13 protein-coding genes and 1 pseudogene are annotated in these 12,708 nt (G+C 62.6%); 6 read left to right on the forward strand and 8 right to left on the reverse strand.

Features of this window, described 5'->3' with window-relative positions:
• Nucleotides 1-255: 255 nt before the first annotated feature.
• Nucleotides 256-771, reverse strand: a complete 516-nt coding sequence (locus WS70_RS32055) for a hypothetical protein (protein WP_156438099.1) — start codon at nucleotides 769-771, stop codon at nucleotides 256-258.
• A 477-nt stretch (nucleotides 772-1,248) separates the two neighbouring features.
• On the opposite strand from WS70_RS32055, the gene WS70_RS32060 reads away from it, so the two are divergent.
• From WS70_RS32060 to WS70_RS30420, 5 genes are read left to right on the forward strand one after another with little or no spacing between them, the layout of a single operon-like run.
• A complete protein-coding gene (locus tag WS70_RS32060) occupies nucleotides 1,249-1,422 on the forward strand; it encodes a hypothetical protein (RefSeq protein WP_156438101.1) in 174 nt (57 codons plus the stop codon).
• 60 nt (nucleotides 1,423-1,482) lie between these two features.
• Complete coding sequence (locus WS70_RS30410) at nucleotides 1,483-3,249, forward strand: thiaminase II/PqqC family protein (protein ID WP_159082996.1); 1,767 nt, start codon at nucleotides 1,483-1,485, stop codon at nucleotides 3,247-3,249.
• The gene (locus tag WS70_RS32065; protein ID WP_156438103.1) at nucleotides 3,185-4,123 is read left to right on the forward strand and encodes a hypothetical protein; all 939 of its coding nucleotides are present in this window, start codon (nucleotides 3,185-3,187) and stop codon (nucleotides 4,121-4,123) included. The genes WS70_RS30410 and WS70_RS32065 overlap by 65 nt, the downstream gene beginning before the upstream one ends.
• Before the next feature lie 20 nt (nucleotides 4,124-4,143).
• Nucleotides 4,144-4,359, forward strand: coding sequence for a hypothetical protein (locus WS70_RS32070; protein ID WP_156438105.1), 216 nt, complete (start codon nucleotides 4,144-4,146; stop codon nucleotides 4,357-4,359).
• Between the two features lie 32 nt (nucleotides 4,360-4,391).
• Nucleotides 4,392-5,693 (forward strand): IS701 family transposase, encoded by a 1,302-nt coding sequence (locus tag WS70_RS30420; protein ID WP_059471120.1) that lies wholly within the window; start codon nucleotides 4,392-4,394, stop codon nucleotides 5,691-5,693.
• A 119-nt stretch (nucleotides 5,694-5,812) separates the two neighbouring features.
• On the opposite strand, the gene WS70_RS33765 is transcribed toward WS70_RS30420, so the two are convergent.
• Nucleotides 5,813-6,388 (reverse strand): transposase, encoded by a 576-nt coding sequence (locus WS70_RS33765; RefSeq protein WP_331457975.1) that lies wholly within the window; start codon nucleotides 6,386-6,388, stop codon nucleotides 5,813-5,815.
• A gap of 296 nt (nucleotides 6,389-6,684) precedes the next feature.
• On the opposite strand from WS70_RS33765, the pseudogene WS70_RS33345 reads away from it, so the two are divergent.
• Nucleotides 6,685-7,142, forward strand: a pseudogene (locus WS70_RS33345) (Lrp/AsnC family transcriptional regulator); the annotation flags it as partial.
• A gap of 68 nt (nucleotides 7,143-7,210) precedes the next feature.
• On the opposite strand, the gene WS70_RS30435 reads toward WS70_RS33345, so the two are convergent.
• The 6 genes from WS70_RS30435 to WS70_RS30460 form a co-directional block, all read right to left on the reverse strand.
• A complete protein-coding gene (locus WS70_RS30435; RefSeq protein WP_059471122.1) occupies nucleotides 7,211-7,597 on the reverse strand; it encodes a GtrA family protein in 387 nt (128 codons plus the stop codon).
• Nucleotides 7,594-8,340, reverse strand: coding sequence for a class I SAM-dependent methyltransferase (locus WS70_RS30440; RefSeq protein WP_059471123.1), 747 nt, complete (start codon nucleotides 8,338-8,340; stop codon nucleotides 7,594-7,596). The genes WS70_RS30435 and WS70_RS30440 overlap by 4 nt, the downstream gene beginning before the upstream one ends.
• A gap of 16 nt (nucleotides 8,341-8,356) precedes the next feature.
• A complete protein-coding gene (locus tag WS70_RS30445) occupies nucleotides 8,357-9,418 on the reverse strand; it encodes a glycosyltransferase family 2 protein (RefSeq protein WP_059471124.1) in 1,062 nt (353 codons plus the stop codon).
• A complete protein-coding gene (locus WS70_RS30450) occupies nucleotides 9,403-10,824 on the reverse strand; it encodes a glycosyltransferase family 87 protein (RefSeq protein ID WP_059596890.1) in 1,422 nt (473 codons plus the stop codon). The genes WS70_RS30445 and WS70_RS30450 overlap by 16 nt, the downstream gene beginning before the upstream one ends.
• Nucleotides 10,821-12,029, reverse strand: coding sequence for a glycosyltransferase family 87 protein (locus WS70_RS30455; protein ID WP_059471126.1), 1,209 nt, complete (start codon nucleotides 12,027-12,029; stop codon nucleotides 10,821-10,823). Before WS70_RS30455 ends, WS70_RS30450 begins: the two co-directional genes overlap by 4 nt.
• 193 nt (nucleotides 12,030-12,222) lie before the next feature.
• Nucleotides 12,223-12,612: a hypothetical protein gene (locus tag WS70_RS30460; RefSeq protein WP_226382896.1), complete on the reverse strand. Its 390-nt coding sequence runs from the start codon at nucleotides 12,610-12,612 to the stop codon at nucleotides 12,223-12,225.
• Between the last annotated feature and the right edge of the window lie 96 nt (nucleotides 12,613-12,708).

The following is a 12,708-nucleotide window of genomic DNA, read 5'->3' on the forward strand; positions in this document are numbered from 1 at the left end:
CACGCCCAAACTCGACCGATAGTCCGATTGCGAAAGCGGCAGCGACGCTGCAGTGCGGTACACACAGTGAGTGCCACGAGTTCAACGTCACCCGTGTACGCACTACCACGCGAACAGCGAAGAAGCGTTGCTTGATGCCGTATTGAACTCCGAGATGGCAATCGGGCATCTACACGCCGTTAATGCTCGAGCGCTCGGCACGAGCGACTCGAGCATGTGAATTCCGTGATCAGGCCAAGCTGATCGCGAAATCAATCAAGCCTTGTACTGCGCCTTGGCAAGGTCTTGGGCCAGATTACGACTCAGATCCTGCGCCAGATTTCGACCCAGATCCTGGGCGAGATTGCGGCCGATGTCGGTTGCCACGTTTCGCGCCAGATCTTGGGCCAGATTGCGGCTGATGTCGGTTGCCACGTTGCGCGCCAGGTCTTGGGCCAGATTGCGGCTCACATCGGTCGCCGCATTGCGCGTTACTTCCTGCCCAAGATTTCTGCTCAGATCTTGCGCGACGTTGCGCGCAAGATCTTGGGCAAGGTTGCGGGAGATATCGTGGGCGAAGTTGCGGCTCAGATCGTGCACCAGATTGCGGGCCAGATCTTGCGCCAGATTTCGTCCCAGATCCTGAGCCAGATTGCGAGACAGATCCTGGGCGAAATTCCGTCCCAAATCTTCCGCAAGGTTGCGCGCAAGATCCGTCGACAGATTCTTTGCAAGATTCACTGCCGGATCACTTGCCCCCAATTCAGAAACTTTTGCGCTGGATTCACTCATTTTCACTCTCCTTAGTTTACGCAATTGAATTAAAGCACCTTTAAAACGAAGAAAAGCAACGTTATTTTCGGATCGCAAGGTGGGTCAGCCTATTGGTCATTCATAAAATCAAGGCGCTCCTTCCGTAACTGACGTTTCGCGTCACTGACAGACGACGACGCGAAGCACGCCCGAAGCCATTCAACACTAGCACGCACGCATGGAAATTCAAGACGATATCGAAGTACATTTTTATGAAATCGAATACCCTAACAAGCAATCCCGCAATTACCGAAATGAACAAATAAATATTTATTTCTCAAAATAAAACATTTTTACAACAATTTCTCACATTCATCATCAATCCATCGAAAAATTGAAACTTAAGTTTCGCAAGTCAAATCGGTTTTTACATTTGGCATATTCATCCCAGAGGCTCTATGCTTCTAGAGCGACGCGCCATCCGGCATCGCGAACACGAGCTAAAGGAGAAATGCCATGGAGCAAAAAAGTTCAAAGATTACTGAATTCCCGACTCGCGAAAAGCTCGCCGAAGTCAAAACGCGCCTGCGCCAAGGAAAACTTAGCGAGGAAGATATTCAGCAACTCGAGGCGATCGTCGTCGCCACTGAGCGAGCCGCTTCCGCGTTGCGTGCCGCAGTCGTCGAATGATCATCTTCAGCTCGCGCAGGCGCCATGGTCCCTCGGCGCCTGCGGCAAGGGGAAATAGCGATGGAGCTTCGGCGAACAGTCCCGTTTTTTTTGGACATTTCGGGAAAGCGGGTTTTCAGAATCGATAATTTACTGATTGGCAATGGCGAGGCGCCTCAACCTGAGCTTGTCACGCGCATCGGCCGGACGCTCGACCTAAGCCTGATCGAACATGATCTTCCCATCGAGATCGCCGAGACAATTATCGAAGAGCAATTCGATGCGGCTATGGACTATCTGTTCTCCCATCCTCTGTGGGAACAGTTCCGTTCTGGCGAGAATATCATCGAGCCACTCCTCGCTTACCTCATCGAAACTCGGCATTATCTCGCGGCAGCTCCCGCCCGCATGGCCCCAGGCATTTCCTGCAGTTATCCCGACGGCGATATCACAGAGATCCTTGCCCGCCACCTGCTTGAAGAAAGCAATCATGCGATTTACTTCGAGCATGCGCTTGAGACATTGGGCGTGTCTGCCGAAACAGCCCGATCGGTTCGCCCCGATCCGCGCACCATTGAGCTGATCCATCTGATGCGTGACGTGGCAACTCACGACCCTCTTTCCGCTGCGGTCTGCTCCGGCCTGTTGGAATCGACCGCAAACAATCGAGATTGCGTCCTGCAGTGGCACGACATGCTGGTGCAGCGCCGTCTGTTGCCCGCATCGACTGTCGAGGCATTCAAGCGCCATGTCGCCGTAGATTATGAACTTGGCCATGGTCGAACCTGGCGCGAGGTTCTGCGTGCGCTCGGTCCGACCGTCCACGCTGACCGGCTTGCGAACGCGTTGAACGCCAGCACACTGGTTGCCGAAATGCTGTTCCGCTGGTTCTCCGCGTTTCAGCAAGGAAGCTCGGGCATGGCCGTGCTGCTGCTTTCCCAAGACGATGCGGGCGCTAGAAGAACCGATGAACAGGCGGCGCATCGCGACCGCTTCTGGTCGGGCATTCCGGTTTGGCCCGCAAGTGTCATGCATGCAACGGCTTACGCGGCGAATCAAACATTTGCGGTTCGCGCCGCGCTGTCGAGCGTGGTTCTGTTGGAAAAGGCGCCACCGGCGGACGTTCCGCGCGCGCTTGGCGAACTTGCAGCTTCCGGTTGGCATCCTGACGTGCATCCTATGCCCACCCATGCGCGGGACTGGGTGCGTCTGATCGATGGTCACCGACTGTGGGATCTGATGCTCAGCGCAAAGGGCAAGTCTGCCGTTGCACTCGCGACGGGTTGGATCGTGGAGAACATCTTCTATTTGCGGGCTGCCGCCCGTCATAACGCCAACGTGATCGCATCGTGCCCCGACCAGCGCATCAGAAACTGGATGGTGCACCATATGAAGGAAGAGCAGGGTCACGCGTCGATTCTGGAACGTCATTTGCCCGAAGGTGTCAATCTCGCAGCTTGGCGTCCGCTTCCGACCACGAGATCTTTTGTCGGCGCGCTGGTCGACGCGGCACGGGCCGACTGGAAAGCCTACTGCCTGGCGCAGATCTGTTTGCAGGGGTCCTTGCGGGACAACAGCGATGCGTTCTATGAGGCAGTCGGGAAGACCTCTGCGCGAGCCGCACAGATCATTGTCGGGATGCGCGACCACGACCACATCGATCGGGATTGTGGACACTGCGACGACGCCGACGAACTTGCGACGCTCCTCAGCCCGTACACTCTGGAACCGATGACGTTGGAACATGGCGCACTGATCGGACAACTGGCTTGGAGCTTCCTTGATGGAATCGCAGATCATTACGTACACGAGGCCTCAGTTGCGCAGCGAATCGGGTGGATCGGTTAACCATTCGGCACCGCTCGATACACTTCGGGCGCGTCAACTCGACTTGGACGCGCTGGCCGCCCTCGAAACGCTTCTGGACGATCAACCCGCATTGGAAAACCTGCTTCTGGCGACCAGAGACTCGCGCATGCCGATCTCGATATGGCGCCAAACGCTTACCGCTGAACTGCTTGAGTTGAAAGCGTGGTCGTATCGCAAACTCATGGCTTGCAACGCCGCTGGGACAAAATCCAGTGACGATGGCTTGGTGCTTTCGCTATTGCCCGGTTACGGATTTGCTTTGCACATCATACGCCGTGCATTGCCCTTTGCTTTTCTACGCCTTCCGGTTATGTGCGCATTCAGTCGGGAAAATGTCATCACGGGCGGCCGGGTAGTTGCAAAGATAGCGAAAGCTCTCGGGATGAACCGCAGTCTCTGTCCAGCGCGAAGCGATGCAAAAAACCTGCTCAAGCAGACCCCGCCGCCGCAGGTCGCACTTGCAATCGTCACCGGCCGCCGCGACACGGTTGTCGAAGTACGACGGACGCTGGGAGCGGAGCGCGTGGTCGGCTGCACCGGACGTTGTGCAATCGAGATTCGCGCCCGCTTCGACTCGGATTGGGCTGTAAGTTCAAATACGAGTCGCAGTTGTACGACCATACGCGCGTCGTTCATCAAGGAAGGCGCGCGCTGGCGCGGCAAGGAAACGACGTGGGACCCGTCTGTCGTCGTGCGCAGATTGCACCCGTCAATCATCCTGGACAAGACCGGTACGCTCGACAGCACCATCGAAGGTTACTGCTGCATTCAACCGAATCGCCCTCTGAACCTCCGTGGCTTCGCAGCTGATCCGCTGTTCGGCTGGCCTGGAGATTATCTGCTCGCACTCTGACTCCAGACCTAAGAGCGCGTTTGCCCCTGGCGTTGGCGGGCAAACTTGGCGAACTGCGTCGTCGCGCGGTGCAGATCGTCAAAGTCGATGCCTGCTACCAGCCCTTGGTGGATAAGCTCGATCAGTTGGCGGCGAATTTTCAGTCGCAGGCGGTGTTGCGACTGGTCGAGGCACAACTGAGTGATAGTGAAGGGGCCGCGTCGAAATATCATTACTGTGTCACAAAAAATATATAATGAGCGTACCTTGGCACTGTTCATGAGAAGCGATGAGCGCGAGCGAGCGGTTTGAGCGATACATGGAGCATTTGGCGGCGGGTCTCGGGCACGCGGATCGGCGTGCCGGGCTGCATGGTTATTGCACGGGATTGATGTTGCCGCTGTCGCGCAAGAGCGTTGAGCCGATGGCCGCAGGAATCGACCCGCTGCATGTCAGCGCACGTCACCAAGCTCTGCATCACTTTGTCGCGAAAGCGGAATGGTCCGACGACGAGATGTTGCGCAGGGTCTGTCAGTGGGTGGTTCCGAAAATGAATTTCTCGACAGGCGGCTTCTGGATCATTGACGACACGGGTTTTCCGAAGAAAGGTAAGCATTCGGTTGGTGTAGCGCGGCAGTATTGCGGCGTATCGGGCAAGCAGGACAACTGCCAGGTCGCGGTGAGCATTTCACTGGCGAACGAGCAGGCGAGCATCCCGGTGGCGTGGCGCCTGTATCTGCCTCAGGAGTGGGCTGAGGATGCGCAGCGGCGTAAAAAGGCCGGCGTGCCGCCGGAGGTGACATTTGCCACGAAGACGGAAATTGCCCTGCAACAACTGGAAGCCCTGCTGGCCGCAGGCGCACCGCGGCACTGTGTGCTGGCCGATGCAGGTTATGGAGTCGACACCTCTTTTCGTCAGCGTCTGGGCGAACTGGGGTTGGACTATGTCGTGGGCATCACATCGGCAGTGGTTGTCTGGCCGCCCGGCATCGAACCGCTGCCGACTGAGCCCTATGATGGTCGTGGCCGCCCGCCCGTGAGGCTGCGGGAAATAGCGCAGCGCAAGCCAATGAAGGTCAAGGATCTGGCCCGCGCGCTGCCTGAAACCGTATTCCAGACGGTACGCTGGCGCGAAGGCAGCAACAACATGCTCAGCGGTCGATTTGCCGCAGTACGGGTATGCCACGCCGGAGGCGACCGGGGCCGCGCCCGTTTGCATGCTGAGCAATGGTTGTTGATCGAGTGGCTCGCGGGCGATGCCGAGCCGCTGAAATATTTCCTCTCCACGCTGCCGCCGGATATCCCATTAACCGAACTGGTGGCCAAAGCACACATGCGCTGGCGCATCGAGCGTGACTATCAGGATCTGAAACAGAACCTGGGTCTCGGCCACTACGAGGGCCGTGGCTGGCGCGGATTCCACCATCATGCGGTCCTGAGCATCGCGGCTTACGGGTTTCTCGTCGCTGAACGAATCGCCGCCGGCAAGACGCCCGGCGCTACAAAAAACGCCGTCGCACGCCAAGTCTTTGCACTACCCGAAGATTACATTCCACGGGGAAGCCCAGCGCGCCCAGCGTCACGTTCCTGATTCGATTACTGCACTGCGCCATCACATCGCCTCGGCGCTCATCGCCAGACTCGCGCGTTGCCCATGCTGCGAACAAGCCAATCCACGAATTACTTTGTGACACAGTAATACTATAGATGTCATGAACCTATATGGACGAGGTCGATGATTTTTGTCAGCATCAGACAGGTGAAGGCGAGGAAACGGAATCCCGCCAGCGTTTGGGGCCAGCGTTCATAGTCACGCGCGAGGCGGCGAAAACGCGTGGCCCACGCGAAGCTGCGCTCGACCACCCAGCGTCTGGGCAGCAGCACGAATCCGCGTTTGGCCTCGGTATGCTTGGCCACTTCCAATTCAATGCCGTGGTTTTGCGCTGCCAGCTGAGCCGCTTCGCCGGTATAACCCTGATCCACGTATGCAATCGAGCGGCAGAGCCGCCGCCGTCCGTGAACGCGCCGGAGCCGCTCTTCAGGCAATTCGGGATCGTCAGCCAGGCGACGTGCCGAAAACGGGAGATTCGGATGAAAGGAGTCGAACGGCGCACGAACGATGCCGGACGATGCAGAGCGCGACGCGACGGACACCCGAAGCCGGGCGCCGGGTGCCGCGTATCTGATATGGAGTCCGTGACAGTGCGACGAGCGCGCGATCGAGCGACCGGGCGCGGCATGGCGCGGTACCGTGCAGCGCGGCGCTTTCGAGCCGAACGCGGGCATCGACGGCGCGACCGCACGCCGCCGGGCGCATTTTGCTCAGCAAGCGCTGAGTCGGCGCGGTCTGCTCACCCGCCGGACGAACCGCTCAGCACAAAATACAGCCTGCGGGAACCGAAACACGGCGCGCACGCTTTTTTCGGCGCACTTTGACGACGCAGCCTGGGCGCGACGTGGGTAGCATGCGCACGGTCGACGGCATGCCCGCGAGCCGGCGAGTCGACGCGCCCGGCGGGCGCGCGCCGCGACGCCGCGCCGCGCGCCCCGTCCCTTTCCCGACGACCGGCCGGTGTTCGGCCATGAGCCGCGACTGCAAGCTTGATCGGATAGATTGGCGCATCCTTTCAGAACTCCCCAAAAAAACAGCCGAATCACGAAAACCGAACTCGCCGATGTGGCCGGCCTGTCGCCGAGCCCGCCCAGATCCGCGTGAAGCGGCTCGAGCAAGCGGGCTACATCGCCAGCTACGGCGCGCGGATCCGCTTCGAAACGCTCGGCACCACGCAAGCCGTGTTCATGAAAGGCACGCTTGCCCTCTCGTCGCGAAGATTTCGACCGCTTCGTCGCCGCGATCTTCGACATCGACGAGAGCGTCGAGCGCCGTCTCGCGAGCGGCGGTCACGACTATCTGCTGAAGCTCGTCGCCCGTGGACTCGCGCATGGCCCAAGCCTCGCCGAAGCGCGGCTCAATCGCGGCATCGGCATCGACAAGCATTTCCGCTACGTCGTCAGCAAGACACCGTTCGTCGAGACGCATCGCGCTCGACGCGCTGTTCAGCGAGCAGCGGCGCAGAGCACCGCCCGCGCCGATATACACCGCCGACGTCAGCGATACGTCCAGATTCGATGCATCGCGAACGTGAACGGCGGCACGAGCACGACGACGGCCGCGATGCTCCACGCGGCCGCGACGCCGAGCGCCTGCACGCCGCGCGAGATCGCCATCGTCAGCATCAATCCGGCCGCCGACACGATCAGGAAGCGCATGACGTTGCGCCAGCGCAGCGGTGCCGAAAAACTCCACAGCGTGTTCAGCAGGTACGACGCGCCCGTCGCGCTGACGAACGCGATCGCATTCGCCTGCACCGCGGTCGTGGTGAACGCACCCATCAGCGTGCCGGCGATCGTCGCGTGCAGCACGGTGGACAACGCGCCGGACACGCCGAAGCGCACGATCCGCGCGCCGATGCCGATGTCGGCGACGAAGCTCATCGCGGCGCGTCCCGCTTCGTCAGGACCGCAAACAGCGACATGCCGAATGGCAGCGAATGCTTCGGCAGCCAGCCTCGTTCCGTGCGGAAGATGCGATAGAGCGTCGAGTTGACCGCACGTGGTCCGATCGCGTCGCCGCTCGAGCGCGCTCGATGCAGCAGCCGGTCGGCCATCCGCGCGGCGACGGCAAGCGGAAACAGCAGCGTGTTGAAGTACGAACTCCGTACGATCGTGCAGCCGGCCGCCTGCGCGCAGCGTGCGAGCGCCGCGCGGTCATAGCGCCGGTAGTGATGGAGGAACGTGTCGTGCGCGCTCCACAGCCACTGGTACGCGGGCACGGTGACGACGATCGCGCCGCCCGGCGCGAGATGCTCGCTCACGCGGCGCAGCGCGGCCGCGTCGTCTTCGATGTGTTCGAGGCAATCGAAGAAGCAGATCAGATCGAAGCGCTGGTCGCCGAACGGCACGTTGTCCGGGCAGCGGCCCGCGCGGATGTCGAATCGCCAGCCGGTCTTCTGGTTCGCGAGCGCGCGCGCGGTTTCGTCCATCTCGAGCGCGCTCACCGCGCCGAACGCCTCGAGCATCCCGAGATTGCCGCCCGTGCCGGAGCCGATCTCGAGAATGCGTGCACCGGCCGGCAGCGCGAGCCCCGCCAGCAATGCACGCAGGATGTCGCGCCGTGCACGGAACCACCAGTGCGTGGCCTCGGTTTCGGCCATCTGCAGATAAGCTTCGGGTGACATGGCGTCCTCCTGTCGGTCAGCGGCTTTCGGCGCGGGCGCGCGGCATCGTGCGCCGCCGTGAGAAATCGATTCGCGCGGCGTGCGCGGCACGCGGCGCGGCGCTGCCGACGGGCAGCGCGGTCACCTTCGTGCGCGCCTGATAGCGGCGGCGCACGAGATAGATCGGCCGCTCCTTCGATTCGTAATAGATGCGTCCGACATATTCGCCGACGACACCGATGCCGACGAGCTCGATCCCGCCGATGAACAGCATCACCGAGATCAGCGATGCGTAGCCCGGCACCGGATTGCCCATCCACAGCGTGCGCGCGACGATGAAGCCGCCGTACAGGAACGCGAGCGCGGCGATGCAAAGCCCGATGTAGGTCCAGCTGCGCAGCGGCACCGTGCTGAAGCTCGTGATCCCTTCGAGCGCGAAGTTCCAGAGCTTCCAGCCGGAGAACTTCGAATGGCCGGCGCAGCGCGCCTCGCGTTGATATTCGACGATCACCGTCCGGTAGCCGACCCATGCAAACAGCCCCTTCATGAAGCGGCGGCGCTCCGGCAAGCTGCACAGCGCATTGACGACCTGCCGGTCCATCAGCCGGAAATCGCCGACGTTGACGGGCAGCTTCACTTCGGACAACGCATTGTGCACGCGGTAATAGAGCGAGGCCGCGGTCCGCTTCGCGAACGTGTCGCACGCGCGGTTGCTGCGCTTCGCCGCGACGACCTCGGCGCCTTCACGCCAATGGTCGATCATCACCGGGATCAGGCTCGGCGGATCCTGCAAGTCCGCGTCGATCGGTATCACCGCATCGCCGTTCGCTTCGTCGAGGCCCGCCGTCAGCGCGGCTTCCTTGCCGAAGTTGCGCGTCAAGTCGATCACGCGCACGCGCGGATCCTGCGCGCCGACGGCGACGAGCTGGTCGAGCGTGTCGTCGCGGCTACCGTCGTTCACGCAGACGATCTCGAAGCGGATCGATTCGATGCGCTCCATCAACGGCACGACTTCCGCGAAAAATCGCGTGACTGCGTCGCCCTCGTTGTAGAACGGTACGACGAGCGAAATGAGCGGTATGTTTATTTGATCCCGCATGGCGGTTCTCCCTGGGCCCCGTAGCAGCGGCGGCCGGCAAGCGGCGGCGCCGCTCGCGTGTGCCGCGGGGCGGCGACCGACGCGCCGCGCGCCGCAATGAAACGAATTGAATCGATCGCATCCGCCGCATCTTCGTCGCCGGGCAGACTCGGCGCGCCGTGGCGCTCGCGTGCGATGCGGCTCACGATGGCGGCGAGCGCGCCCGCCGTCACGAGCGGCAGGAACTGGAACCGCAGCGGCTCGACGACGACGAGCCCCGCAAGCGGCATCACCGCGAGCAGCGCGAGCCCTTCGCGTTCGAGCGGCCGCCAGCCTTCCGCATGCGCGTGGCGCACCGCCCACGCGATCACGATTCCGTACCAGGCGAGGTCGTAGTCGTACAGGTACGGACTCACGAGCAGGCTTGCGCAGGCGAGCGCGGCCGAACGCAGTGCGTGCGAAGTCGCGCCGCGCCACGCATAGATCACCGCGACGGCCGCGAACGCGATCGAGCCGGCTTGCAGCAGTTGCGCGACGACGAGCGGCAGTCCAGCAAACGTCGCCAACGCGAAGAACGTCGGAATCCGCGCGAGCGTCGCCTGCCCTGCGCCGATCGTCCGCAGCGCGGACGCCGCGTCGTGCGCGAACGCAATCCATGCGCCGAGGCCGAACGCGAGCGTGCTCGACGCGGCGACGAGCGCGACCGTGGCCGCCCATGCGCGCAGTGCACGCCACTGCGAAGCGCACAGCAGCGCGAGCGGAAACAGCAGCGCGAGCTGCGGCTTGATGACGAGGATTCCGAAGCAACATCCGGCGAGCGCCGGGCGGCGGCGCAGCACGACAAGGCCGAAGCCGGCGAGCGCGGCCGTCAACAGGCTGTTCTGCCCGATGAGCGCGACGAAAAACGTGCCGGGGAACGCGAACGCGCAAAGCACCGCGAGCCGGCGCGGCACGATCGCGCACACCGTCGCGACGAACAGCGCGCCCGTACCGGCGATCCACACGATCGCCGCAGCCGGATACGGCAGCCAGCCGAGCGGCGCTACGAGCAGCAGCGTCTGCGGCGGATAGAGCCACAGCAGCACGCCGCGCAAGTCGTGCATCGAAGGCATCGCCTGCAGCTCGACGGCGTGCAGCGCCGCGAACCGCCACGCGTCGACCGCGTGGCCATGCACCGCAAGCCGCGCGGCGCTCCACGTCGGCACGAAATCCATCGTCGGCGGCAGCGGCGAGCCGATTCCGCCGGACAGCCAGCGGAACAGGTAGATGCTCCCGAACGCCGCATAGCAGACGAGCGCGGCGACCGCATAGGTCCGCACCCGTTTCGCGCCCAGCCAGTGCGGGCGACGGCGCGGACCGGCCGCCGGCAGCTCTGGACATTCGACGTCGCGATGCGCCGCCGCGTGGCCGCGCGGATGGGCTTTCATCGCGCAACTCCCGGCATCGTCCGCGCGCGGCGCACGACGATCAGCAGCACTGCGAGCAGCACGACGGGCCCGATCTGCGGAAGATGGGCCGCGCGATTGAAGAACTCGAAGAACGGCAGCAGCCAGCCGGCGACGAACACCGGCTGCTCACCGGGCAGCCAGCCGGTATCGAGCGCGCACGCGAGCACGCAGAACAGCGCGACGCCGAGCCATGCGAGCTCGTAATGCCACAGATAGGGCGTCACGAGCAGCGTCGCGATCGCGAGCGCCGCGGCGCGAAGACGCAGGTCGCTCGTGCGCAGCCAGATGTTCAGCGCCGCGACGGCCGCGAGCGCGCCGACACCGATCTGCACCGCGTACGCGACGTGCAGCGACGCGCCGGCGAGCCGCATCGCCGAAAACGGCGCGGGCGACGCGAGCCAGTATTGTGTGCCTCGCTCGAGCACGAGCTCGCGCAGCATCGTCGTGCCGGACAGGAACGCGTGCACCGACGCCGTCCCGCAGACGGCGACGCTCGCCGCCGCGAAGACCAGCGTGCCGGCGGCGGCGGCGAAGAACGCGCGCCACGCGCGCGTCGCGACGAGCAGCAACGGAAACAACAGCGCCATGTGCGGCTTGATCGCGAGCAGGCTGATGCAGAGGCCGGCGATCACCGGACGCTTCGCGAGCAGCCGGACCGCGAGTACCGCGCACGCGGCCGTGAGCAGCGAATTCTGCCCGGCGACGGCGGCAACGAGCACGCCGGGGAAAGACAGGATCACGAACGGTGCGAAACGCGGCTGCGTCAGCCGCTTGCGCAAGCCCGACACCGCGCCGACGCCCTTCGCATACGCGACGAGACTGACCGTGCAGAACAGCAGAAGCGACGGCACGTAAGGCACGAGCGCGAGCGGCGCAACGAGCAGAAGCAGCGTCGGCGGATACACCCACGGCAGGAAACTGCGATTCACGTATGCGCCGAGCTGCGCCGCTTCTACACGTGAGAATGCAGGATAGTCGTAGACGGTCGCGGGCGCGCCGTGCAGCATCACGTGCGATCCGCTCCAGAACACCGTGAAGTCGATGCCGGGCCGAACCGTCGTGTTCGCGATGAACCCGTTCGTCGCCCACCCCCACGCGCCCAGCAGCGCGATGCTGAGAATCAGCGTTGCGCCGCCGTATGCGAGCACGCGATCGCTCGTCAGCCATCCGCCGGAACGCAACATGCCGAAGCATGTTCCCCGATTTGCAAGATCCATGATGCCCCGATGTGTGATTAAGCGTTTTGTTTAAACACGTCGATATTTTTTATGGGTTCGATCCGACGACGTTTCGATTTGCATGACGTCGCCGCGCTTCCATTGTTAGAAAAAAAAGCGCGTTGATGCAAATCGCGGCGACGCGCGATATCGCCACGGGTCACGCAAAAAAGCGAATTCCGCATGAAAAATGACGAACAGCGGCTGCCGCGTTACGGAGTTGAAACATTTTGCGTCGTAGCGCGTCTCCGCCGGCGTCGCCTGGCACGGCTCTCTTCGCCGTGTTTCGAATCCGGGAAAGTCCCGACAAAATTTTTTTGACCTTGCCGGGCAGGCGTTTGCGGGCAGCGGCGGCGCGGCGGCGCGCGCTCGTGTGTATCAAATCCGAAACCTTCTGCACCGCGTCATGCCCGCAGTGTTGCACCTGTGAGCCGCTTGCCCTTGTCCCGCCGTGACTTCCCGAAAGCTGGCCCACTCCTTGCGAAATGCGCTGCACGGCAAACGACGACGCGACGATCGGAAGATTCGCAGCAGCCAGATCAACAGACAAGAATCTCGCCGACGTCACCCACGGGGTCGCATTCGACGCAATGCACGCGAGTGCGGCGCCGAATGTGTACAGGGAGTCGCCGTTCGACCAGCGGTG

Source organism: Burkholderia mayonis (assembly GCF_001523745.2).
Taxonomy (GTDB): Bacteria; Pseudomonadota; Gammaproteobacteria; order Burkholderiales; family Burkholderiaceae; genus Burkholderia; species Burkholderia mayonis.

Coding starts and splice junctions, on each gene's coding strand:
- WS70_RS32055 (WP_156438099.1), bottom strand. CDS start 771: ATGAGTGAATCCAGCGCAAAAGTTTCTGAATTGGGGGCAAGTGATCCG.
- WS70_RS32060 (WP_156438101.1), top strand. CDS start 1,249: ATGGAGCAAAAAAGTTCAAAGATTACTGAATTCCCGACTCGCGAAAAG.
- WS70_RS30410 (WP_159082996.1), top strand. CDS start 1,483: ATGGAGCTTCGGCGAACAGTCCCGTTTTTTTTGGACATTTCGGGAAAG.
- WS70_RS32065 (WP_156438103.1), top strand. CDS start 3,185: ATGGAATCGCAGATCATTACGTACACGAGGCCTCAGTTGCGCAGCGAA.
- WS70_RS30420 (WP_059471120.1), top strand. CDS start 4,392: ATGAGCGCGAGCGAGCGGTTTGAGCGATACATGGAGCATTTGGCGGCG.
- WS70_RS33765 (WP_331457975.1), bottom strand. CDS start 6,388: ATGCCCGCGTTCGGCTCGAAAGCGCCGCGCTGCACGGTACCGCGCCAT.
- WS70_RS30435 (WP_059471122.1), bottom strand. CDS start 7,597: ATGAGCTTCGTCGCCGACATCGGCATCGGCGCGCGGATCGTGCGCTTC.
- WS70_RS30440 (WP_059471123.1), bottom strand. CDS start 8,340: ATGTCACCCGAAGCTTATCTGCAGATGGCCGAAACCGAGGCCACGCAC.
- WS70_RS30445 (WP_059471124.1), bottom strand. CDS start 9,418: ATGCGGGATCAAATAAACATACCGCTCATTTCGCTCGTCGTACCGTTC.
- WS70_RS30450 (WP_059596890.1), bottom strand. CDS start 10,824: ATGAAAGCCCATCCGCGCGGCCACGCGGCGGCGCATCGCGACGTCGAA.
- WS70_RS30455 (WP_059471126.1), bottom strand. CDS start 12,029: ATGTTGCGTTCCGGCGGATGGCTGACGAGCGATCGCGTGCTCGCATAC.